This is a genomic window from Streptomyces sp. NPDC048566, assembly GCF_043199735.1.
Classification (GTDB): domain Bacteria; phylum Actinomycetota; class Actinomycetes; order Streptomycetales; family Streptomycetaceae; genus Streptomyces.
Window position 1 is genome coordinate 94,026 of record NZ_JBICWL010000002.1, and the last position, 20,993, is coordinate 115,018.

Genomic DNA, 20,993 nt, shown 5'->3' on the forward strand with positions numbered 1-20,993 from the left:
TCCGGGCGTGTCGGGCCTCTCTTCCTACGTTTGCGGTATGACCATCGGATTCTCATTCCGGACTGCCGTCGCTCACCCGGCGGTCGCCCGCGTCGCCGTCCGCTGCTCCGCCCTGTGCGCGGCCGGCGTGCTGGCCACCGCGCCGGGCCAGGCCACCGCGCTGACCGGCCCGCGCCCGGCGGGTCCGCGGCCCACGGTCTCCCCCTCCCCCTCGTCGCTGTACCAGCGGGGAACCCAGGTGCGGCCGGGGGCCGGAGCGCCCGGCCTCCCCGCCGGCATCTCCGCGCTGTCCTGGCTGGTCGCCGACGCCGGCACCGGCGACGTGCTCGCCGCACACGACGCCCACCGTCCCCTGCCGCCCGCCAGCACGCTCAAGACCCTGTTCGCGCTCACCGTGCTGCCGACCCTGCCCGGAGGCATCCGGCACACCGTCACCGAGCGGGAACTGGAGGGCATCGGCGCGGGCAGCAGCCTCGTCGGCGTCGCCGAAGGGCACACCTACAGCGTCGCCGACCTGTGGCGCGGGGTGTTCCTCAACTCCGGCAACGACGCCGTGCACGTCCTGGCCGCGATGAACGGCGGCTGGACCGCCACCACCGCCCAGATGCAGGCCAAGGCCCGCGCCCTGGGCGCCCGCGACACCCGGGTGGTGTCCCCCGACGGCTACGACGCCCCGGGCCAGGTGTCCTCGGCGTACGACCTGGCCGTGTTCGGCCGGGCCGGACTGCACAACACCGACTTCGCGCGCTACTGCGCCACGGTCGACTCGATGTTCCCCGGCCGCGGCCGGGCGTACGGCATCCGCAACACCAACCGCCTGCTCACCGGAGCCGACGGGGTGGCACCGTACCCGGGACTGATCGGCATCAAGAACGGCTACACCACGAACGCCGGCAACACCCTCGTCGCCGCCGCCCGGCACGGCGGACGCACCCTCGTGGTCACCGTGATGAACCCTCAGGACGGCGGCGGCCTCACCGTGTACGAGGAGGCGCGCTCGCTGCTGGACTGGGGCTTCGCCGCGGCCGGCCACGTCGACGCCGTGGGCACGCTGCTCGACACCCGGTCCGTACCGGCCTCCGGTCCCGACGCGCGCCCGGTGGCCGCGGCGCCGCCCGCCCGGCCGGGCCCCGGCCGGCCGGGCGCGTGGGGGATCGCCGCGGCGGCGGTCCTCGGCGCCGCGGCCGTCGCCTTGGCCCTGCGGCTCCTGGCCGGGCGCACGCCCCGGGGCTGACCCGCCGGCAGGCCCGCCAGGAGACCCAGCGTGATCCACGTGTAGGCGTTGGCGCCGACGAAGCCGGCCGGCCCGGAGGCGCCGTCGAACCACAGCCAGACCACGCTGCTGCACAGCACCGCGTACAGCGCCCCGGCGACCCGGGTCCTGCCCCGGTGCGGCAGGACCGCGAAGGACGGCAGCAGCCAGACGAGGTGGTGCACCCAGGTGATCGGGCTGACCAGGCACGCGGCCAGACCGCTGAGGGCGAACGCCGCCGTCCGGTCCCCGGCGGCCAGGGCCCGCGCGGCCCGCCGCGCCCAGACGCACAGGACCAGCAGGACGGCCGTGCCCCACAGCGCCCGGCTCGGTTCCCCCGGCGCGGCGAGCCGGGCCGGCACGCCCAGCAGGGACTGGTGGGAGACGTAGGCCGGACTGCCGACCCGCCCGGTGTCCCACAGGGCGTCGGTCCAGTGGAACCGTGACGCCTCCGGCGCCGCCCACGCCGCCAGGGCGGTGGCCGCCGCGGCGACGGCCGTGGCGGCCCCGGCAGCCCGGCGACGCCCGCCGAGCAGCAGCAGCGCGCGGCGCGGCGCGCGGTTCCCGGGACAGCCGGCCGTCCGCCCGCGAACGGCTCGACGGGCCCGACCGGACGGGACGTGGGGACCGGCAGCGGCGGCCCCGGCGGGAGCGGCAGCCGTCGCCCTAGAAGACGGACACGCCGGTGAGGGTGGTGAAGCGGTCCAGGGCGGCCACGCCCGCGACCGAGTTGCCGCGTTCGTCGAGGCCGGGACTCCAGACGCACAGCGTGCAGCGGCCCGGTACGACCGCGATGATCCCGCCGCCCACGCCGCTCTTGCCGGGCAGCCCCACCCGGTAGGCGAAGTCGCCGGCCGCGTCGTACGTCCCGCAGGTCAGCATGATGGCGTTGATCTGCTTGGCCTGGCTCTGGGTCAGCAGCCGGCCGCCGTCGGCGCGGATGCCGTGCCGGGCGAGGAAGCCGGTGGCGAGGGCGAGGTCGGCGCAGGACGCGGCGATGGAGCACTGCTGGAAGTACTGCTCCAGCAGGACCGGGACGGGGTTGTCGATGTTGCCGTACGAGGCCATGAAGTGGCCGAGGGCCGCGTTGCGGTCGCCGTTCGCGGCCTCCGAGGCGGCGATCTCCTTGTCGAAGGAGAGGCCCGGGTTGCCGCTCTCGGCGCGCAGGAAGTCCAGCAGCGCGCCGGCGGCGTCGCCGGTACGGGTCTGGAGGCGGTCGGTGACGACGAGGGCCCCGGCGTTGATGAACGGGTTGCGCGGGATGCCGTTCTCGTACTCCAGCTGGACCAGGGAGTTGAAGGGGTTGCCGGAGGGTTCGCGCCCGACATGGTCCCAGAGGGCGTCGCCCTCGCGTGCCAGGTCCAGGGCCAGGGTGAAGACCTTGGTGATGGACTGCGTGGAGAAGGGCACACGCCAGTCACCCACCCCGTAGACGGTGCCGTCGAGTTCGGCGACGGCCATGCCGAACCGGCGCGGGTCGCAGGCGGCGAGCGCCGGGATGTAGTCGGCGGGCCGCCCCCGCCCGGGCGTCTGCGCGACCTCGGTGGCGATGCGTTCCAGCACGGGCTGGAACGTCAGTGACGACGGTCGCGGCGATTCCCCAGTCATGATCACCATTGTGCGGTCCTCCCGGTCGTGCGGCGCGTCCCCGGACGCGGTGGCGGGGGCCGGACGAGGGCCCCGTCCGGTCCGGTAGGTCCCGGCCCCGGCCCGAGCGGATCGAGGGCACGGACGGCACGGACGCGGCCGCCACCGCGCCGTCGCCGAGGGGCGGCGCACCGGCCCAAGCCGTCCGCGAGGACGGGGCGGAACCCGTCCCGGGCCGGTGCGGCGGACCCCGGTCGCGGCCCGGGCCTGCTCCGTCGGGGCGCCTCGCGGGGACGGTGCGGGCCGTCGGGCGGCGCCGCTGCATCCCGCACGCCCTCGAACCGTCGCGCCGGCCGTCGCCTCGCCGACGGCCCGGTCCGGGTCATGGACCGTACCGGCGCGGGAACGGTTCGTACGGGACTGCGGACCGGCGGGCCAGGGCCTCCCGGATCAGCCGATCCTCCGGATGGGTGAGGCGCCTGTCAAACGGGGCCGGGCGCACGGCGGGGGCGCGGCACCGGCGTGCGGTCCCGCGCCCCCGTGGGCGTCCGGCGGCCGTCAGCTGTCCAGGACCCCGGTCGCGAGCAGGCCGAGGAGGGCGACGCCGATGACGATCCGGTAGACGACGAAGGCGTTGAAGGAGTGCTTGGCCACGAACTTGAGGAGCCACGCGATCGAGGCGTAGGCGACCACGAACGACACGACGGTGCCGGCGACCAGCGGTGCGGCGCCCACCCCGGTGCCGAGCGCGTCCTTCAGTTCGTACAGGCCGGCGCCGGTGAGCGCCGGGATGCCGAGGAAGAAGGAGAGCCGGGTCGCGGCGACCCGGTCGAGGTCGAGGATGAGCGCCGTCGACATGGTGGCGCCGGAGCGCGAGAAGCCGGGGAAGAGCAGTGCGAGGATCTGGGAACTGCCCACCAGCATCGCGTCCTTGAACGAGGTGTCGTCCTCGCCGCGCTTGTGCCGGCCCATCTGGTCCGCGGCCCACATCACCCCGCTTCCGGCGATCAGCGATCCCGCGACCACCCACAGCGACGCGAGCGGGCCCTCGATCAGCGGTTTGGCCGCGAGGCCGACGACGACGATCGGGAGGGTCGCGTAGATCACCCACCAGGCGAACTTGTAGTCGTGGCCGGTGCGCTGCTCCTTGTCGCGCAGGCCGCGGCCCCAGGCGGAGACGATCCGCACGATGTCCTTGAAGAAGTACACGAGCACGGCCGCGATCGCACCGACCTGGATGACCGCGGAGAATCCGACGACGGCGTTGTCGTCGACGGGGATTCCCATCAGCCCCTCGGTGATCTTGAGGTGGCCGGTCGAGGAGACGGGCAGGAATTCGGTCACCCCCTCGACGACTCCGAGGACGACGGCCTGACCGACGCTGATGGCGCTCATGGGATCCAGTTCTGAGGAGTGGACGACAGTGCTGTAGACGGTGCAGGAGACAGTGTCGCCTACGCACGGCCCCGCACGGTACCTACGTCCACACCGCCTGCGCGAGCGCGGCCCCGGCGAACGCCGCGCCGAGGCCCGCCGCGACACTGGCGACGACGTTGGCGGCTGCGTAGAGGCCGGCCCCCGTCTCGGTCAGCCGCAGGGTCTCGTAGGAGAACGTCGAATAGGTGCTCAGCGCCCCGCACAGACCCGTGCCGACCAGCAGCTGCACGTGCCCGGAGGCGTGTCCCGCCGAGGCGGCGCCGGTCAGCAGCCCGAGCAGGAGGCAGCCCGTGACGTTGACCAGGAAGGTGCCCCAGGGGAACAGCGTGTCGTGCCGCGTCTGCACCGCCCGGTCGGCCAGATACCGCAGGGGTGCGCCCACCGCGGCGCCGACGATCACCAGCAGCCAGTTCACAACGAGTTCTCACCTTCGCCGGGCGCCCGCTGCGCGCCGTCCGCCCGCCCCCGCGGGGGTGCGCCGTCCCGTCCCACGTACCGGATGACCTCGCAGTCGTCGAGGATCACGAGCCCCTCGGTGACCAGCTCGTCGAGCTGCGGCAGGAAGGCCCGGACGTGTTCCTCGGTGTCCACGACGATCACGGCGACCGGAAGGTCCTCGCTCATCGACAGCAGCCGGGAGGTGTGGATGAGCGAGGACGCCCCGAAGCCCTCGACGCCCCGGAAGACGCTGGCGCCGGCGAGCCCGGCGGCGTGCGCGCGGTGCACGATCTCGGCGTAGAGCGGCTTGTGGTGCCAGGTGTCGTTCTCGCCGATGAAGATCGTCACCCGCAGGGCGCTGCCTGTCAGCCTTGTCATCGCTGCCTCCGTACCAGGATGCGGCGGGTGGCCGTCACGGCCAGCCACACCGCGGCGAGCGCCGCGCACGGGGTCGCGGCGAGATAGCCGAGCCCGACGCCGGCGTGCCCGGTGTCGAACAGTTTCCGGACGTCGACGGCGTAGGTCGAGAAGGTGGTGAAGCCGCCGAGCACGCCGGTGCCGAAGAAGGGGCGGACCAGCCGGTGCGCGGCCCACACGTCGGTGATCAGCACCATGAAGACGCCGATGACCGCACAGCCGGCGGCGTTGACCGCGAAGGTGGTCCAGGGGAATCCCCCGGCGGGCGTGGGCCAGAGTTCCCCCGCGCCGTAGCGGGCGCAGGCGCCGACCGCGCCGCCGAGCGCGACCACCGCGACGACCGGGCCCTGGCCCCGCCAGGGTGAGGCGCCGCGGGCGGGGGTCCGGACGGGGGCGTCGGGGTCGTCGACGCGATCGGGGTGCGGGACCGTCATGTTCCGAGTGCTCCTACTCGCCGGGCCGGTGCGGGCGCACGGCATCGCAAGCAGGGACCGTTGGCGGCCGGTGTGCCGCGGTTCGGGTACGGCGGGCCCCACCGCCGCGCCGCGCACAAGATCGCGGCCGGTGAAAAGCCTACCGCTCCGCATCGGAGCGGCGCACTCCCGCTCCCCGCGTCCGGCGCGACGCGCCCCCCGCGGTGCGGGGGGCGCCTCACCGCGCGTCACCCCGCGTCACTCTCGGGCCTCGCGCCCGGTGCGGAGGCCGGACCGGGCCGCCGGGCCCCGGCGTCGGGGGGGCGAGCCTCCGGGTCGACCGGGGTGCGCCGTCCCGGCCGTCCCTGCCCGGTTCAGCCCGCGGTGCCGGGCAGGTCGCAGACCGCGAGGCCGGGCTCGCCGATGCTGCCGAGGACGAGCCGGCCGCCGGCCTCGCAGACGCTGGTCACCATCCGGAACCGGGACCGGCGGGCCTGAAGGTGGTGCAGCACGCGCCCCGCGTCGTCGACGGCCAGCACGCCGGTGGTGCCCGGCGGCCGGAACGGCGCGCGCACGGCGATCCGCGCGGCGGCGCGCCGCACGGCCGGGCCCCGGCGGTGCAGCAGGTCCAGAGCGGCCGTCCGCGGTCCGGCGAGCGCCACCCAGATCGGGCCGCCGGGGGCACGCCAGAGGTTGTCCGGGAGGCCGGGCAGGTCGTCGAGGAAGGTCTCGCTCCGTCCCTGCCCGGGGCCGGCGAGCCAGTAGCGGGTGAGCCGGCGGGCGCCGGTCTCGGCGACCACGAGGAAGGTGCCGTCGCCGGAGACGGCGAGGCCGTTGGCGAACTGAAGGCCGTCGAGCAGCACCCGCGGTTCCCCCGCTCCGGGCGCCAGGGACAGCAGCCGGCCTGTTCCGGAGTGCTCGACGAGGTCGCCGATCCACCGCGCGAGCGGATGGACACGGCTGGACACGGTGAAGCAGACGGTGCCGTCGGCCAGGGACACGACGTTGCTGCAGAAGCGCAGCGGCTCCCCGGCCACGCTGTCGGCGAGCACGCGCACCACCCCGTCGCCGAGCCCCACACGCAGCAGTCCGCGTTCCGCGTCACACACCAGCAGCGTCTCGTCCCGCAGCAGTTCGAGTCCCAGCGGCCTGCCCCCGGTCTCGGCGAGGACGCGCACGCCCGGGTCCCCGGCAGCGCCGGGCCGCTCCACCCGCAGGATGCGGCCGTCCTCCAGACCGGTCAGCACGCCTCCCCGGCGGTCGGCCACCACGTCCTCGGGGCCGCGGCCGCCGAGCGGCACGAGGTGCCGGGGCACGAGGGCGGCGGGGTGCCCGGCGTCCGGCGCGCGGCCCACGCGGCTACCAGCCCTTCTCGAAGAAGTGGCCGACCTCGGCGATGCGGTACTCGTCGCGCCGGTAGTAGGTACGCCGCCCCACCTTCTCGGCGCGCAGCAGGCCGACCCGTGCGAGGAGATCGAGGTGGGAGCGGGCCGCGGCCCGGCTCACGCCCAGTTTCCGGGCGAGCGACTCCGGGCTCACGCCGTCCTCGCGGAGGTCGCCGCGGCCCTCGGACGGGAAGTGCTCGGCGGGCGCGCGCAGCCACTCCAGGATGTCCAGCCGGTACCCGTTGCCGGGAACCCTCAGCATCTCGTTCCCCCTCCTTCGTGACGGTCTCCTCGTCACTCTCCCGCAGCGCGGGGCGGCCCGCAGGGGCTTCCGCGAGGCTGGCCGGACCCTGACGGCCCGGCGGCGCCGGTACCGCCGGACGGGCCCGTCCGGCGGTACCGGTCAGGATTCGAGAAGCCGCGGGCCGCCTCCCCCGCCTAGCGTGAGGAGGGCCGCCGGGGCAGCCGGCGGCGGGAGGATCGGCCCGGCCGGGCCGTCACGCATCACGGAGGACACGCCATGACCGCCGGACTCAAGACCGTCATCTACCCCGTCAAGGACATCGCGAAGGCGAAGGCGCTGTTCACCGCGCTGCTCGGGGTGGAGCCGTATGTGGACGAGCCGTACTACGTGGGGTTCAAGGACGCCGGCCAGGACGTGGGGCTCGACCCGAGCGGCCACTCCAAGGGGCTGACCGGACCGGTGCCCTACTGGCACGTCGACGACATCGAGAAGACGCTGTCGGCCCTGCTCGCCGCGGGCGCGGAGACGCTCCAGGAGGTCCAGGACGTCGGCGGCGGCCGGCGGATCGCGTCCGTCCGGGACGCGGAGGGCAACCAGGTCGGGCTGATCCAGGACGGCGCGGCGTAGGGGGCCCGCGGGCCCCGGGGCACCGGACGGCCGCGGTGGCGGGGGCCCGCGCCGGGCCCCGGCTCGGCGGGGGTCCGGATACGGGCCACTAGTTGCACACACATCGAATGGCCGGATCTCGGTTACGATGCGGACATGGCAACGCAGACGCCCGGTCCCCGGCTGGAGGACCGGTGGCGGGACATCCTCTCGGTGCACGCCCGCACGATGTGCGAGATCGACCGGGCGCTGCACCCGCACGGTCTGGGCGCCAGCGACTTCGAGGTGCTGGACGTCCTCGCCTCGGGCGCCGTCTCCCGGCCGGGCGACCACTGCCGGGTGCAGAACATCGCGGGGCGCGTCCATCTGAGCCAGAGCGCGCTGTCCCGGCTCATCGGCCGTCTGGAGAAGGACGGCCTGGTCGAGCGCACCGTCTGCGAGGAGGACCGCCGCGGGGTGTGGGTCGCCCTCACCGGCAAGGGGCGCGCCCTGCACGCCGAGGTGCTCCCGCTGCAGCGGGCCGTGCTCGCCCGCATGCTGCGCGACTGATCCCCTCCGCCCGGCGCCGGCCCGGGGACGCCCGGCCGCAGGCCGGTCCTCGTCCCGCCGGGCGCCGGCGCAGGGGCGTCGCGGGTGGCGCCGTCAGCGGCCGGGATGGGCCAGCAGCGTGCGGACGCCCTCCGAACTGAGGGTCAGCCCGTGCGGCGAACTGGCGTCGATGGTCAGGGCGAGGTCGCCCGTGGGCCACTGGGAGGCGAGCGCGGCGAGCGGGACGAGGCGGTAGCGGGAGACCGAGGGGAGCAGCTCGGCCATCTCCACCTCGGAGGTGAACACCGGAACCACCTGCTCGCCGCCCGGCTGGTCGAGGACCGGCAGCGCGACGGCCGTGGGGTCGGCGACGTCCGCGTCGGTGACGTCGTCCGGAACGGGCACCAGGACGTCGCTGCCGGCGAGCGTCGCGAGCGCGGCGGTGTCCTGGGTGTTCTCGGCGAGGGTGTTCAGGGCCTCCTGGGCGGGCGTCGCCTCGGCCGCGGTGGGGTGGTCGTTGTTCTGGGGCGTGTCCATGGCAGATCCCTGGGTCGTGGTCGGTGGACGGGCACCCGGGCGGTCCCGGTCTTCCGGTCACGGTCTTCCCGGGTGCAACGACCCTCGCGTACCCATCGCACACCACGCCATTCATGTCGGCGGCCGGCCGTCCGGAATCATCGCGTCCGGCGCCCGCGGCGGAGGGTGCCCGCCGCGGGCGAGCCGGGACCCGGGCGGGAACCGCGCCGGTCCGGTCCGCGGCCGCGCCCCCCGCGGTGCGCGGCCGTGCCGACTACTTCAGGTAGGGCCCGGCCGTGCCGATCCTGCCGGGGCCGTTCAGGACGTACACCCGCAGGTTTCCCTTGCCGGGGGCCGCGACCGTGAGGGTGCCGCCGGTGACGGTCCTGACGTCGCCGGTGACGGCGTCCGTGTAGGTGCCGTTCGGGATGCCCGTGTAGGTCGCGCCGCCGGTGATCGTGACCAGGGCGAAGCTGTCGGTCGCTCCGCTGGTGTAACGGCGCTTGAAGGCCATCGGACCGCTGATGCCGTCCGTGGAGTACTGGCCCGCCTGGAGCGCCGGGATCGCCCGGCGGATCAGGTTGAGCCGCTGGAGGTGCTTGACCAGCGGCTGGGCGAGCGTCGTCGCGACCTCGCCGCTCGCCGAGGCGACCGTCCCGAAGCCGGACGCGGTCACGTCGCCTTCGAGATGGTCCCCGTAGTAGGCGCGCCCGGTCTCCGCGAGCGGGCAGGTCGGCCCGCAGTCGATCTGCCGGCCCTTGCGGAACTCGATCTCCGATCCGTAGTACAGGGTGGGGATGCCGCGGAAGGTCCACATCAGCGCCATGTTCTCGGCCCAGGCGTCGGTCCCTCCTGCGTATCGGGTGCTCGACTTGTTGGGGCCGTAGTCGTGACTGTCGACGTAGACGACGTTGTACGTGGCGTCGTTGACGGAGTCGTCGGAGTCCTTGCCGTTGGCGTAGGCGTTCTGCGCGTCGCCGAAGTTCATGTGCATGCGCATGTCGATAATGTTCATGCCGGAGAACCGGCTGTGGTCGGGGGTGTGGTAGGTGTTCCCGTCGAGGAAGGCGTTGGCGGAGGTGGGCTGGTTCCCGGTGCCGAGCTGCTCCTCGTAGTCGTAACCCTCGATCGCCGCCTTCTCGTCGTCGGCGCTGTACTCGCGGCGTTCCTTCCAGGTGAAGAACTGCGCGGAGTGGTTGACCGAGCCGCGGTTCCACTTGTCGTTCACGAAGGCACCGACCTCGCCGAAGACGAAGAAGTTCCGCGCGGCGTCCGCGCCGAACCGCTGGGCGACCCGGTCGTGAATGGCGGGCAGGAAGCGGCGGTTCCAGGTGACGCGGGGGACGTGCACGGCCGTGTCGACGCGGAAGCCGTCGACGCCCATGTCGATGTACTTGTCGTAGGCGCCGACGAGGTAGTTCTGCACCGTGGCGTTCTCGGTGTCGAAGTCGGCGAGGTCCTCGTGCAGCCAGCACGAACGGGAGTCCTCGCCCTCCCAGTTGCCGATCCAGCACTGGTGGTAGTACGCCTTCGGGAACATGCCCGACGTGGGGCTCGGCCACTGGCAGTTGTACAGGGTGTAGCCCTCGGCGCTCCGGCCGCCGGTGGGCTTGCCCCAGTTCAGGCAGGTGTTGCCGGACGGCTCGGCGGTCGACCACAGGTCGCCGTTGTAGTACGACTTCCCCGACTTGGGCTCGACGGTGAGGCCGTCGTAGGCGAATCCGGCGTTCTTCTCGTCGTAGTACCAGCTCCACTGGGCGTCGCGCACGCCGTAGACGGTGGGGGTGAACAGGCCCCTGGCGCCCCAGCGCGAGCTGTGGTTGTAGACGACGTCCTGGTAGATCTTCATCCCCTTGGCGTGGGCCGCGTTGATCAGGTCCTGGTACGAGGCGCCCGCCGACTCCAGGCGTGGGTCGACCTTGTAGAAGTCGTAGCCGTGGTACCCGTGGTAGTCGTAGTCCGAGCGGTTGAGGACGACGGGGGTGATCCAGACCGCCGAGAAACCGAGCGCCTTCACGTAGTCCAGCTTGTCGATCAGCCCCTTGAAGTCGCCGCGGAACATGGGGTCGTCGTTGGCGGCGTTGCCCGACGCGACGTGCCGGCTGCCGCCGCGGTCGTTGGAGGGGTCGCCGTCGCGGAAACGGGCGGTGAGGACGAAGTAGATCGGGTCCTTGCGGGGGTCGGTGCCCAGCGGCGTCCCGGCGGCCGGCGCCGGCGCCTCCTCCCCCGTCGTGACGCTCGCCGGCGCCGACGCGGGTGAGACGTTCCCGGCCGCGTCCACGGCCCTGACCGTGTAGGTGTAGGTGGTCCGCTCGGCCAGCCCCGTGTCGGAGTACACCGTCGAGCCGACGTCGGTGACGACGGTGCCCCCGGTGCCGCCGGTCCGGGTGAGCTGATACGCCGTCACGGCTGTGTCGTCGGTGGCGGGCTGCCAGCTCACCACGGCGGCGGTGCCGGTCGCGGACGCGGTGACCCCGGCCGGCGCGGTGGGCGGCCGGGTGTCGGGGACCTGAGCCGCGCAGGGGTCGGCCGCCGCCGCGGTCACGGTCCGGTCCCTGACCGTCGTGGTGCCCGAACCGATGGTGTAGTCCGCGCCGTTGTTGTTGTCCCAGACGCCGTTGCCGTTGTTGAACGCCGCCGTGAGCGAGGTGGCCGGGCCGAGGTCGACGGTCCGCTTCCACCAGCCGGCGCAGGCCGCCTCCATCCCGACGCCGGGCACCGCGGTCCAGGACCCGCCCGCGGGCTTGTAGTGCAGGTTGGCGGTGTTCCACCCGGAGGTGGCGGTCGCGTAGTAGACGGTCGCCCGGTTGCCGTCGCCCGTTCCGTTGCCGGCGCAGGGGTCGCTGTGGGCGACCGCTCCGTCCTTGACGGTCACGTTCCCCGTTCCGAGGGCGTAGTCGTGGCCAGCGTTGTTGTCCCAGGTGCCGCTTCCGTCGTTGAAGGTGGCCTGGAGCCCGGCGGCGGAGCCGAGGTCGACGGTCTTCTTCACCCAGTCCGTGCAGGCCGCCTCCATCCGGGTGCCGGGCACGGTCGTCCACGATCCCCCGTCGGGGGCGTAGTGCAGATAGGTGGCGGGCCAGTTCTTGGTCCCGGTGTAGAAGAAGACGGTCGTGGTCGTCGAGGCGGCGGTCGCCTCCGCGCGGGCCGCCGCGCCGGCGCCGGGGGTCGCCGTCGCGAGGATGCCGGCCACCGTGGCGAGCGCCACCGCCGGCCGTGGGGGACGGAGTCGGTGTCTGCGTCTCATGAGGCGTCTCCAAGGCATGGGGAGCGGGGAGGTGCCTTGCAAGGAGAACCGGAAAGTTCCGGAAAGAGCTTGCGGGCGGAAGTTACCGGCACATGGCGACGGCGTAAAGGCTTTGCGCGTCCGCCGAGTTCGCCCGGAACCCGGCGCGCGCGTGGCGGTGGCGCATCGGCGCGGGATCCGGCGCGCCCCACGTCCGGGTCAAGACTTCTCCCGTTGCGGGCCATGGACGGAGCCGGGGTGAGACGCCGGGGCCGATCCGGCGTATTCACGGTCGAGGGGCGACAGCAGCGGCCGGCCCCTCCCGACCGGAGTGGAGCACGCGTGACCCTGACCCGACCGGCCCCGTCCCCGGGCCGGCAGAGCGACGGCGAGGAGCCGCGGCCCCGGCAGGGCCGGCAGGTGGGTTCACCGCTCGTCCTGACCATGGTGCTGCTGCTGGTCGTCGCCGCGCAGGGACCGGTCCGTCAGGCCCTGTCCGCCCCGGTCATGCAGAGCTGGACGACGGTGTTCGTCGCCGTGGTCGTCCAGGCGCTGCCCTTCCTCGTCCTCGGGGTGCTGCTGTCGGCGGCCATCGCGGTGTTCGTCCCGGCGTCGTTCTTCGCCCGCGCGCTGCCGAAGCGGCCGGCTCTCGCGGTACCGGTCGCGGGGGTCGCCGGAGCCGTCCTGCCGGGCTGCGAGTGCGCGTCCGTTCCGGTGGCGGGCGCGCTGGTGCGGCGCGGTGTCACCCCGGCGGCGGCCCTCGCGTTCCTGCTGTCCGCGCCGGCGATCAACCCGATCGTGCTGACGGCGACCGCCGTCGCCTTCCCCCGCGATCCCGGGATGGTCCTCGCCCGCTTCGTGGCGAGCCTGCTCGTGGCCTGCGTCATGGGCTGGCTGTGGCAGCGGCTCGGCCGGGCCGCGTGGCTGCGCCCGCCGGACCGGCCCGCGCACGAGGGGGTGGGCCGGGGGGCCGCCTTCTGGGGGTCGGTACGGCACGACGTGACGCACGCGGGCGGATTCCTGGTGCTGGGGGCGATGACCGCCGCCACGCTCAAGTCCGTGGTGCCGGCGGGCTGGTTGCACGCGGCGGCCGGCAATCCCGTGGTGTCCGTCCTCGCCCTGGCGGTGCTGGCCGTCCTGCTGTCGATCTGCTCGGAGGCCGACGCGTTCGTGGTGGCCTCGCTGACCGAGTTCTCCCTCACCGCGAGACTGGCGTTCCTCGTGGTGGGGCCGATGATCGACCTGAAGTTGTTCGCGATGCAGGTCGGCACCTTCGGGCGCGGTTTCGCGACCCGCTTCGCGCCCGCCACCTTCATCCTCGCGATCCTCGTGTCGGTCCTGGTCGGGGCGGTGCTGCTGTGAACCGGCAGGCGCAGGCGGCGGTGCTCTTCCTGCTCGGCGCGGCGGTCCTGCACGCCGGCACGACCGACCTGTACCTCCGTTACGTCAAGGCGGGACTGCGTCCCCTGCTGCTCGCGGCCGGGGCCGCCCTGATCGCGACGGCGCTCGCCACGGTCTGGTACGCGATGCGCGAACGGCGCTCCGCTGCGGACGTCCCGTCCCCGGGCCGGAACGCGCACCCGCACCGCGAGCCGCGCGTCGCCTGGCTCATGGTGCTGCCGCTGCTGGCCCTCATCCTGGTCGCCCCGCCGGCGCTCGGCTCGTACAGCGCGATGCGGACGGGAACGGCGCTCCAGGAGCCCTTCGGCTACGGGACGCTGCCCGCGGGCGACCCGGTCCCGCTCGGCCTGGTCGACTACGCGGGCCGGGCGGCGTACGGACACGGGCGGACGCTCGGCGACCGACGGGTGAGGGTCACGGGCTTCGTCGCCCTGGACCGGGCCGGTACGCCCTACCTCGTGCGGATGGCGCTCAACTGCTGTGCCGCGGACGCCCAGCCGGTCAAGATCGGGCTGTCCGGGCGGATACCGCCGGTGCTCCAGCCCGACACCTGGCTGGAGGTGACCGGGACCTACAGCGGCCGGCGGGCGAAGGACCCGGTGAACGGGGGCGTCATCCCCTTCCTCCGGGTGGCCGCCGCCCGGCCGGTGCCGGCGCCCCGCGACCCCTACGACGAGAGCTGGAACAACTGACCGGGCCCCGGCGGACGCCGCCGGGCGTCCCGTGCGCACCGGCGGCCCCGGCCGGCACGCGGTCCGGTCAGGAGCCCTCGTCCGGCAGGTAGCTCGCGAGGCCGCGCAGGATGATCTCCAGGCCGATGTCGAACCGCTCGTCCGAGGAGTCCGTCACCATCACGCCGGCCAGGGCCCGCAGATGGGGGAAGTCGGCGGCGGGCAGGGACGCGAAGTAGTTCTGCATCTCGTCGGCCATCTCGCGCCAGTCGGGGCGGGCCGGCGAGGCGGTGCCCGCGTTCCGCTCGGCGGCCCGGTCCTGCCACATTCCCTCCTCCAGGACGAACCCGTCGATGTACGTCGAGATCAGGTCGCCGGCCTCCGCCGCGATGCGGTCGGGCAGCCCCGCGGTACGGAACACGGCGAGCAACGCCTCGACGTGCGGCAGCAGTTCGGCGGTGAACGGGACGTGCGCCATGGAGATCCTGCCCATGTCCCGGTGCGCCAGCAGGCGCCGCCGCGCCGCCCGCGCGTACGCGCGGATCTCCTGCTGCCAGCGGTCCGGGTCGGCCGCGGGCGGCTCGAAGTCGTCGAAGAGGCGGGTGTACATCAGCTCCAGCAGCTCGTCCTTGGAACCGACGTGTGCGTACAGGGCGGAGACGGTGACGCCGAGTTCGGCCGCGACCTGACGCATCGACAGGCCGTCCAGGCCCTGCCGGTCCAGCACGGTGAATGCGGCGTCGACGACGCGTTCGCGGGACAGCGGGGTGCGGGCCGGCGCGGCCGAGCGCGTCCGGGCGGTGCGTCCGCGCTCCCAGGGGGAGGGCGGCGGGGGCGGTGCGGGGGTGCCGGCGGCCTCGTCGGTCATGCGGATCAGTCTAGGCGCAGGGAGAGCGCTGTTCTCCTCGGGTGATCAGCGTTCACCGAACCGAACTCGCCCCGTCATTCGCGATATAGCTTGTTGCTCGCGGCCGATTGCGCTATATCTTGATGAACGCCGTTCTCCAGGAGAGCACTGTTCTGCTAAGGTGAACAGTGTTCTCCCGCGTTGGTCGCTCCTCCCCTGCCGCACACCGGGGCCGGGCGCCCACGCGTCGGTCCGTCCCGCCGCGCCCGGCCCGTGCCGCGCGCCCTCCCCCTGGAGATCCGATGTCCACCACCGATGTCACGTCCGCTCCGGCGTCCGTCGACCCGCCGGCTCCCTACCGATGGCGCTGGGCCGCGCTGTTCGTGATCCTGGCGGCCGAGGTGATGGACCTCCTCGACGCCGTCGTCACGAACATCGCCGGTCCTTCCATGCGCGCCGACCTGGGAGGAAGCGCCTCCACGCTCCAGTGGCTGGCCGCCGCCTACACCCTCGCGATGGCCGTCGGCCTGGTCACCGGCGGCCGGCTCGGCGACATCCACGGACGCCGCCGCATGTTCCTGGTCGGCGCAGCCGGGTTCACCTTCGGATCGCTCCTCTGCGCGCTGTCGACGTCGCCGCAGATGCTGATCGGGGCGCGGGTCGTGCAGGGGCTGTTCGGCGCGGTGATGCTGCCCCAGGGCCTCGGCATGATCAAGGAGATGTTCCCGCCGAAGGAGTCCCAGAAGGCCTTCGGCCTGTTCGGCCCGGTCATGGGACTGTCCGCGGTGTGCGGGCCGATCCTGGCGGGCTGGCTGGTGGACGCCGACTACTTCGGCACCGGCTGGCGCATGATCTTCCTGATCAACCTGCCGCTCGGTGCCGCCGCGCTCCTCGGCGCCGTGCGCTACCTGCCCAGGGGCCGTTCCGCGACCAGGCCGACCCTCGACATCCCCGGCATGCTCCTGGTCTCCGCCGCCGCCCTGCTCGTCATCTTCCCGCTCGTGCAGGGCCGGGAGTACGACTGGCCGGTGTGGTCGTTCGCGATGATGGCCGCCTCGTTCGCCGTCTTCGCCGTCTTCGCACGGTACGAGTCGCGGCGCAGCAGGGCCGGGCGGGACCCGCTGGTCGTCCCGAGCCTCTTCCGCAAGCGCGGCTTCAGCGGCGGCATGGTCCTCGGCCTGGTCTTCTTCTCGACGATGCAGGGCTTCATGCTGGTCTTCAACCTCTACACGCAGATAGGTCTCGGCTACTCGCCGCTCAAGGCCGGTCTGGTGATGGTGCCCTGGTCGGGCGGCATGATCGTCGGCTTCGGCATCGCCCAGGGGCTGGTCCGGTTCGGGCGTGCCGTGCTGCAGGCGGGCGCGCTGGTCATGGCGCTCGGCGTGTTCGGCGTGTGGCTGACCCTCGATCAGGCGGGCTCCGGAGTCGGCCCGTGGCAGCTCCTGCCCGCCCTACTGGTCACCGGCATCGGGATGGGCCTGCTCATGGCGCCGTTCTTCGACATCGTCCTCGCCAGTGTCGAACAGCACGAGACGGGTTCGGCGTCGGGGACCATGACCGCGGTGCAGCAGCTGGGCGGGGCGTTCGGTGTGGCGCTGCTGGGCACGGTGTTCTTCGGCCTGCTGGGCGGCGGGATCGCCACCGCGGTCGACCACCGCTCGGGCCACCTGCGGGCCGAGCTGACCGCGGCGCGGATGGCACCGGCGGCCCAGGATCGCGTGGTGGCGGACCTGCGCCGCTGCACCGCGGACCGCGCGACGGCCAAGGACCCGGAGGCGACGCCCGCGTCCTGTGCTCTCCTGGAGAAGGACAGCCGGGCCGCCGTGACCTCGCCCGAGGCGGCCGCCGGGATTCCCGCCGCCCTGCGGGACACGGCGTCCTCGGCCTTCCGCAACGGTTTCGGGTCCGTCATGCAGACGGTGCTCTGGATCGTCGACGGCATGCTCGCCGTGACCTTCCTGCTCGCCTTCCTGCTGCCGCGCCACGCGCGCCCCGAGGAGCACACCGGCCACTGACCCCCGCCCGCCCGGCGCACGGCCCGGGCCACCGCGCCGGAACGGCACGGGGCCCGGTCCCGTGGCCGAGCCCCTGACAGCGCGTCACCCGTCACCCGCGATCCGCGGCCCCCGGCCTCGCGCCGCCCGGTCACGGGTGACGGGGCTCCCGCCACCCGGCCGGTCGCGGCCCCGGCCGGGTGGCGGAACCCCGGAACGCGTACCGTGCGGGCAGGCGGGACCGTGCGGGCACCGACCGGGAGGCCGGACGGCCTCGCCGGTCGCGTGGACCCCGCGGCGGCCCCCGTCGCACCGGCACCCCGCGGCCCCGGAAGGACGAGCACGTGCTCACGTCGTACGCAGCCCACTTCGACACGCCCGCCGGCTATCTCGACTTCGCCCGGTTCGGACCGCCGTCGCGGGACGCGGTCGCCGCGACCGCCCGCGCCCTGGAGGAGTCGGCGCGCGCCGGCCACACCACCGTGGACGGCCTGATGCGCGCCGAGGAGACCGCCCGGGACACCGCGGCCCGGCTCGCCGGGACCGAGGGCCGGCACACCGTGCTCCTCCCGAACGCCTCCACCGGCCTGTTCCACGCGGCGCTCGGGCTCCGCGAGGGGGTGGTGCTCGTCCCGCGCACGGACTTCCCCGCCAACCACTATCCGTGGCGGCGCAGCGCCGGACTGGGCCGGGCCACACCGCGCTGGCTCGACCCCGCACCCGGTGCGGGCGTCACCCCCGACCTGGTCCGTGCCGCGCTGACCGACGACGTCGTCGCCGTGTCCGTCAGCGCGGTCGACTTCCGGAGCGGCTTCCGGGCCGACCTCGCGGCGCTGCGCGAGGCGATCGGACCGGACCGGCTGCTCGTGGTGGACGCCATCCAGGCGTTCGGGGCGGCGCGGATGGCCTGGGACGCGGCCGATGTCGTCGTGGCGGGCGGCCAGAAGTGGCTGCGCGCGGGCTGGGCCACCGGCTTCGCCACGCTGTCCGAGCGCGCCCTCGCGGCACTGGAGCCGGTCCTCACCGGCTGGACCGGCGTCGAGGACGCCGGTGCCTTCGACGGAACGGAGCACCGCCCCGCCGCGGGCGCGCGGCAGTGGTCGATCACCCATCTGAGCCCGGTGACGGCCGCCGCGTTCGCCGCCGCGCTGGACCTCGTCGAGCGGTGCACGGTCACGGCGATCGAGGCGGCGATCGCTCTGCGGATCACGGAGTTGACCGACGTGGTGGAACGCTGCGGGGGCCTGGTCCTGTCGCCCGCCGACCCGGCGCGCCGGGCCGGCATCCTGTCGTTCACCGTGCCGGGCCACGATCCGGCGCTCGTGGCGAAGGCCCTGCACGCCGAGGGCGTCACCCCCACGGTGCGGACCGACTCGCTCCGGTTCTCTCCGCACGCCTCGACTCCGCCGGAGGTGTCCGAGCGGGTCGCCGCGGCGCTTGGCTCGCTGAACGGCTGACCGGCCGGAGCGGCCCCTCCCGGCGGTGCTGCCCGGGACACGACCCGGGCGGTCTCCCGCGCTGTCACGGCGCGGGGCGGTCCGGCACGGGCGATCCGCATGCGGCGCCGGCCACGAACGCGGCCCCGCCATCACCCCGCCGGAGCGGGAACGCCGCCGGGCCTGACCCGGCCCGGCTCGGACCGCACCGGTGTGGAGCTCTCCCCCAGGGCGGGACGACCGGGGTTCCGCCCGATCAGGCCAGGGGCTCGAACCAGGTGGGTTCGTCGAGCAGGGCCTGCCTGATCCGGAACAGGGCGTGCTCGCTCAGCTCCGGCAGCGCGTCCACGTCGAACCAGCCGACCTGGAGCGACTCGTCGTCGTTGACCCGGGCCTCCCCGCCGACGGCCCGGCAGCGGAACGTGGTGTCCATGAACTGGCACACGTCGCCGTTGTCGAAGGTCACCCGCTCGCCCGCCCGGACCATGACCACCCGCTCGACCTCGACGTGCACGGCGGTCTCCTCGTACACCTCGCGCACGGCGCAGGCGGCCGGCTGTTCGCCGGGCTCGGGGATGCCGGAGACGAGGGCCCACCTGCCGTTGTCCGAACGCTGCCCGAGCAGCACCCGGCCGGCGTCGTCGAGGACGACGGCGCTCACTCCGGGGAGCCACAGCAGCTGGTGGCCCGCGGAGGCGCGGATGTCGAGGATGAAGTCGGGGGTAGCCATGGGCCGACCCTAGCCGCGCGTCCGCGGGCCCCCGGCAGCGGCCCGGGCGCCCGCCCTACGGTGCGCTGTTCCGCCGGGCGCGCAGCGCGGTCGCACCGGCGCCGCCGAGGCCGCAGGCGGCGACCAGCACGATCAGCATCTCCGGCAGGATGCCCAGCTCGGTGGCCGGGGTCCGGGAGGAGCGCAGCGGAACCTTCTGCACGAGCGAGTCGGCGACGAACATGCCCGTCTTCTGCGTGATCCGGCCGTCCGGCATGATCACGGCGCTGACCCCGCTGGTGACGGGCACCGTGACGGTGCGGCTGTGCTCGACCGCGCGGACGCGGGACATCGCGAGCTGCTGGTAGGTCATCTCGCTGCGGTCGAAGGTGGCGTTGTTGCTGGGCACGGAGATGATCTGCGCGCCGTCCGTGACGGTGCTGCGCACCGCCCAGTCGAAGGCGGCCTCGTAGCAGGTCACCAGGCCGACCCGGGTGCCGTTCATGGTGAAGACGCCCGCTTCGCTGCCCCGGCTGAAGTCCTGGCGCACCATCGTCGTCCAGGTCTTGTTGACGGCGCCGAGCAGGGAGCGCATCGGCAGGTACTCGCCGAAGGGCTGGATCTGCCGCTTGTCGTAGGTATCGACCGGACCCTTGTCGGGGTCCCACAGGATCTGCTCGTTGTAGAGCCTGCCGTCCCGTTCGACCACGCCGCCGACGGAGATGGGGGCGCCGATCGCGCGGGCCGCCCGGTCGATCACCGCACGGGCGTCCGCGTTGGCGAACGGGTCGATGTCGGAGGAGTTCTCGGGCCACAGGACCAGATCGGGGCGGGCCGCCTTGCCCGCCGCGACCTCGGCGGCCAGTCGCTCCGTCTCCCGGACGTGGTGGTCGAGTACCGCCCGCCGCTGCGCGTTGAAGTCCAGGCCCGCGCGCGGCACGTTGCCCTGGATGACCGCGACGGTCGCCGTGCCGTCCTCGGCCCGGTCGCTGACCAGAGTGCGTGCGGCGAGCGCTCCGGCCACGGGGACGGCGAGCGCGAGCAGCGCGGCAGCGGCGGCGCCCCGGCGCGGAAGGCCGGTACCGCGCGCTGCGACGGCGAGCCGGACGACGTCGTACAGGCCGAATCCGCACAGCACGACGGCGAGGCCGAGGACCGGGGTGCCGCCCAGCGCGGCGAGCGGGAGGAAGACGCCGTCGGCCTGCCCGAACGCGACCTTGCCCCAGGGGAAGCCCCCGAAGGGGGCCCGTGCGCGGGCCGCCTCGCCGGCGATCCACAGGGCCGCCGCCCACAGCGGCCATCCCGGCAGCCGGGAGACCAGGGCGATCCCGGCGCCGACCAGCGCCACGCAGACCGCCTCGACCACGACGAGCGCGATCCACGGTCCGGGGCCGACCTCGACGCCCGTCCACACCAGCAGCGGCAGCAGGAATCCGAGGCCGAAGAGGTACCCCAGGCCCAGACCGGCCTTCCAGGAACGGCCGCGCAGCGTCCACCCGAGGATCGCGAAGGCGGGCAGCGCCAGCCACCACAGGGTGCGCGGCGGGAAGCTGACGTAGAGCAGCAGTCCGGAGAGCGCCGCGGCGGCGGCCGGGACGAGACGGCGGACCAGAGCGGCGCCGCGGGAGGCGGGCCCGTTCCGGGGGTCGAGCTGTTCCGGCTCGTCTACGGTGGTTGCGGTGGCGGTCACCCGGGGAGTGTACGGCGGCTGACCTGCGGACCGACAGCTCGGCCGGTCCCGCCGCGGGTGCCGGCGGCGCGGCCGGGCCCGGGTCGGCGGACCCCGGCAGCAACGTTCCTGCACAACTTCTCCCCAAAACGGCAGATCACCCGTTACGGTGTGCCCGAGCCTGTGACGTGCGGCCTGTCGTGGGGACGGCGCCCGGGGT

General features: G+C 74.0%; 19 protein-coding genes and 1 pseudogene. 7 read left to right on the forward strand and 13 right to left on the reverse strand.

The genetic code is table 11. From position 1 onward, the window contains the following. Positions 1 to 37 precede the first annotated feature (37 nt). A complete protein-coding gene (locus ACGFS9_RS04230; RefSeq protein WP_393250693.1) occupies positions 38 to 1,234 on the forward strand; it encodes a D-alanyl-D-alanine carboxypeptidase family protein in 1,197 nt (398 codons plus the stop codon). Between the two features lie 272 nt (positions 1,235 to 1,506). Here ACGFS9_RS04230 and ACGFS9_RS04235 read toward each other — a convergent pair. From ACGFS9_RS04235 to ACGFS9_RS04270, 8 genes and pseudogenes are all read right to left on the reverse strand, one after another. Next, positions 1,507 to 1,794 (reverse strand): annotated as a pseudogene (locus ACGFS9_RS04235) (glycosyltransferase 87 family protein); the annotation flags it as partial. A gap of 124 nt (positions 1,795 to 1,918) precedes the next feature. After that, positions 1,919 to 2,869, reverse strand: a complete 951-nt coding sequence (locus ACGFS9_RS04240) for a glutaminase (RefSeq protein ID WP_393250695.1) — start codon at positions 2,867 to 2,869, stop codon at positions 1,919 to 1,921. 528 nt (positions 2,870 to 3,397) lie between these two features. Beyond that, complete coding sequence (locus ACGFS9_RS04245; RefSeq protein ID WP_393250697.1) at positions 3,398 to 4,234, reverse strand: undecaprenyl-diphosphate phosphatase; 837 nt, start codon at positions 4,232 to 4,234, stop codon at positions 3,398 to 3,400. A gap of 82 nt (positions 4,235 to 4,316) precedes the next feature. After that, complete coding sequence (gene crcB / locus ACGFS9_RS04250; RefSeq protein WP_393250699.1) at positions 4,317 to 4,691, reverse strand: fluoride efflux transporter CrcB; 375 nt, start codon at positions 4,689 to 4,691, stop codon at positions 4,317 to 4,319. Beyond that, positions 4,688 to 5,092 carry a DUF190 domain-containing protein gene (locus ACGFS9_RS04255; protein ID WP_393250701.1) on the reverse strand — a complete coding sequence of 135 codons (405 nt, stop codon included), beginning with the start codon at positions 5,090 to 5,092 and terminating at the stop codon, positions 4,688 to 4,690. The genes crcB (ACGFS9_RS04250) and ACGFS9_RS04255 overlap by 4 nt, the downstream gene beginning before the upstream one ends. Next, positions 5,089 to 5,565, reverse strand: a complete 477-nt coding sequence (gene crcB, locus ACGFS9_RS04260) for a fluoride efflux transporter CrcB (RefSeq protein WP_393250703.1) — start codon at positions 5,563 to 5,565, stop codon at positions 5,089 to 5,091. Before crcB (ACGFS9_RS04260) ends, ACGFS9_RS04255 begins: the two co-directional genes overlap by 4 nt. A gap of 353 nt (positions 5,566 to 5,918) precedes the next feature. Further along, on the reverse strand, positions 5,919 to 6,899 hold the full coding sequence (locus tag ACGFS9_RS04265; RefSeq protein ID WP_393250705.1) for an SMP-30/gluconolactonase/LRE family protein: 981 nt from the start codon (positions 6,897 to 6,899) through the stop codon (positions 5,919 to 5,921). Between the two features lie 4 nt (positions 6,900 to 6,903). Next, a complete protein-coding gene (locus tag ACGFS9_RS04270) occupies positions 6,904 to 7,191 on the reverse strand; it encodes an ArsR/SmtB family transcription factor (protein ID WP_393250707.1) in 288 nt (95 codons plus the stop codon). Positions 7,192 to 7,449: 258 nt separating this feature from the next. Here ACGFS9_RS04270 and ACGFS9_RS04275 point away from each other — a divergent pair, with 258 nt between their 5' ends. Then, on the forward strand, positions 7,450 to 7,800 hold the full coding sequence (locus ACGFS9_RS04275) for a VOC family protein (protein WP_393250709.1): 351 nt from the start codon (positions 7,450 to 7,452) through the stop codon (positions 7,798 to 7,800). 135 nt (positions 7,801 to 7,935) lie between these two features. After that, positions 7,936 to 8,328, forward strand: a complete 393-nt coding sequence (locus ACGFS9_RS04280; RefSeq protein ID WP_393250711.1) for a MarR family winged helix-turn-helix transcriptional regulator — start codon at positions 7,936 to 7,938, stop codon at positions 8,326 to 8,328. Positions 8,329 to 8,421: 93 nt separating this feature from the next. On the opposite strand, the gene ACGFS9_RS04285 is transcribed toward ACGFS9_RS04280, so the two are convergent. Both ACGFS9_RS04285 and ACGFS9_RS04290 read right to left on the reverse strand, forming a co-directional pair. Next, positions 8,422 to 8,844, reverse strand: a complete 423-nt coding sequence (locus ACGFS9_RS04285) for an SseB family protein (protein ID WP_393250713.1) — start codon at positions 8,842 to 8,844, stop codon at positions 8,422 to 8,424. A gap of 253 nt (positions 8,845 to 9,097) precedes the next feature. Beyond that, positions 9,098 to 12,067, reverse strand: coding sequence for a carbohydrate binding domain-containing protein (locus ACGFS9_RS04290; RefSeq protein ID WP_393250715.1), 2,970 nt, complete (start codon positions 12,065 to 12,067; stop codon positions 9,098 to 9,100). A 321-nt stretch (positions 12,068 to 12,388) separates the two neighbouring features. Here ACGFS9_RS04290 and ACGFS9_RS04295 point away from each other — a divergent pair, with 321 nt between their 5' ends. Together ACGFS9_RS04295 and ACGFS9_RS04300 are read left to right on the forward strand one after the other, a co-directional pair. Next, the gene (locus ACGFS9_RS04295; RefSeq protein ID WP_393250717.1) at positions 12,389 to 13,408 is read left to right on the forward strand and encodes a permease; all 1,020 of its coding nucleotides are present in this window, start codon (positions 12,389 to 12,391) and stop codon (positions 13,406 to 13,408) included. Next, positions 13,405 to 14,139, forward strand: coding sequence for a TIGR03943 family putative permease subunit (locus tag ACGFS9_RS04300; RefSeq protein WP_393250719.1), 735 nt, complete (start codon positions 13,405 to 13,407; stop codon positions 14,137 to 14,139). The genes ACGFS9_RS04295 and ACGFS9_RS04300 overlap by 4 nt, the downstream gene beginning before the upstream one ends. A gap of 67 nt (positions 14,140 to 14,206) precedes the next feature. Here ACGFS9_RS04300 and ACGFS9_RS04305 read toward each other — a convergent pair whose 3' ends face one another. Next, complete coding sequence (locus ACGFS9_RS04305; protein WP_393250721.1) at positions 14,207 to 14,986, reverse strand: TetR/AcrR family transcriptional regulator; 780 nt, start codon at positions 14,984 to 14,986, stop codon at positions 14,207 to 14,209. Between the two features lie 281 nt (positions 14,987 to 15,267). Here ACGFS9_RS04305 and ACGFS9_RS04310 point away from each other — a divergent pair, with 281 nt between their 5' ends. Together ACGFS9_RS04310 and ACGFS9_RS04315 are read left to right on the forward strand one after the other, a co-directional pair. Further along, complete coding sequence (locus tag ACGFS9_RS04310) at positions 15,268 to 16,980, forward strand: MFS transporter (protein WP_393250723.1); 1,713 nt, start codon at positions 15,268 to 15,270, stop codon at positions 16,978 to 16,980. Between the two features lie 323 nt (positions 16,981 to 17,303). Further along, positions 17,304 to 18,416 (forward strand): aminotransferase class V-fold PLP-dependent enzyme, encoded by a 1,113-nt coding sequence (locus tag ACGFS9_RS04315; RefSeq protein WP_393250725.1) that lies wholly within the window; start codon positions 17,304 to 17,306, stop codon positions 18,414 to 18,416. 235 nt (positions 18,417 to 18,651) lie between these two features. Here ACGFS9_RS04315 and ACGFS9_RS04320 read toward each other — a convergent pair whose 3' ends face one another. Further along, on the reverse strand, positions 18,652 to 19,125 hold the full coding sequence (locus ACGFS9_RS04320; RefSeq protein ID WP_393250727.1) for an NUDIX domain-containing protein: 474 nt from the start codon (positions 19,123 to 19,125) through the stop codon (positions 18,652 to 18,654). A 55-nt stretch (positions 19,126 to 19,180) separates the two neighbouring features. Beyond that, on the reverse strand, positions 19,181 to 20,794 hold the full coding sequence (lnt, locus tag ACGFS9_RS04325) for an apolipoprotein N-acyltransferase (RefSeq protein ID WP_393250729.1): 1,614 nt from the start codon (positions 20,792 to 20,794) through the stop codon (positions 19,181 to 19,183). Between the last annotated feature and the right edge of the window lie 199 nt (positions 20,795 to 20,993).

What these genes read in the sequence shown, in the direction of transcription:
- ACGFS9_RS04230 (WP_393250693.1), top strand. Translation starts at nt 38, where the DNA reads ATGACCATCGGATTCTCATTCCGGACTGCCGTCGCTCACCCGGCGGTC.
- ACGFS9_RS04240 (WP_393250695.1), bottom strand. Translation starts at nt 2,869, where the DNA reads ATGGTGATCATGACTGGGGAATCGCCGCGACCGTCGTCACTGACGTTC.
- ACGFS9_RS04245 (WP_393250697.1), bottom strand. Translation starts at nt 4,234, where the DNA reads ATGAGCGCCATCAGCGTCGGTCAGGCCGTCGTCCTCGGAGTCGTCGAG.
- ACGFS9_RS04255 (WP_393250701.1), bottom strand. Translation starts at nt 5,092, where the DNA reads ATGACAAGGCTGACAGGCAGCGCCCTGCGGGTGACGATCTTCATCGGC.
- crcB (WP_393250703.1), bottom strand. Translation starts at nt 5,565, where the DNA reads ATGACGGTCCCGCACCCCGATCGCGTCGACGACCCCGACGCCCCCGTC.
- ACGFS9_RS04270 (WP_393250707.1), bottom strand. Translation starts at nt 7,191, where the DNA reads ATGCTGAGGGTTCCCGGCAACGGGTACCGGCTGGACATCCTGGAGTGG.
- ACGFS9_RS04275 (WP_393250709.1), top strand. Translation starts at nt 7,450, where the DNA reads ATGACCGCCGGACTCAAGACCGTCATCTACCCCGTCAAGGACATCGCG.
- ACGFS9_RS04280 (WP_393250711.1), top strand. Translation starts at nt 7,936, where the DNA reads ATGGCAACGCAGACGCCCGGTCCCCGGCTGGAGGACCGGTGGCGGGAC.
- ACGFS9_RS04285 (WP_393250713.1), bottom strand. Translation starts at nt 8,844, where the DNA reads ATGGACACGCCCCAGAACAACGACCACCCCACCGCGGCCGAGGCGACG.
- ACGFS9_RS04290 (WP_393250715.1), bottom strand. Translation starts at nt 12,067, where the DNA reads ATGAGACGCAGACACCGACTCCGTCCCCCACGGCCGGCGGTGGCGCTC.
- ACGFS9_RS04305 (WP_393250721.1), bottom strand. Translation starts at nt 14,986, where the DNA reads ATGACCGACGAGGCCGCCGGCACCCCCGCACCGCCCCCGCCGCCCTCC.
- ACGFS9_RS04310 (WP_393250723.1), top strand. Translation starts at nt 15,268, where the DNA reads ATGTCCACCACCGATGTCACGTCCGCTCCGGCGTCCGTCGACCCGCCG.
- ACGFS9_RS04320 (WP_393250727.1), bottom strand. Translation starts at nt 19,125, where the DNA reads ATGGCTACCCCCGACTTCATCCTCGACATCCGCGCCTCCGCGGGCCAC.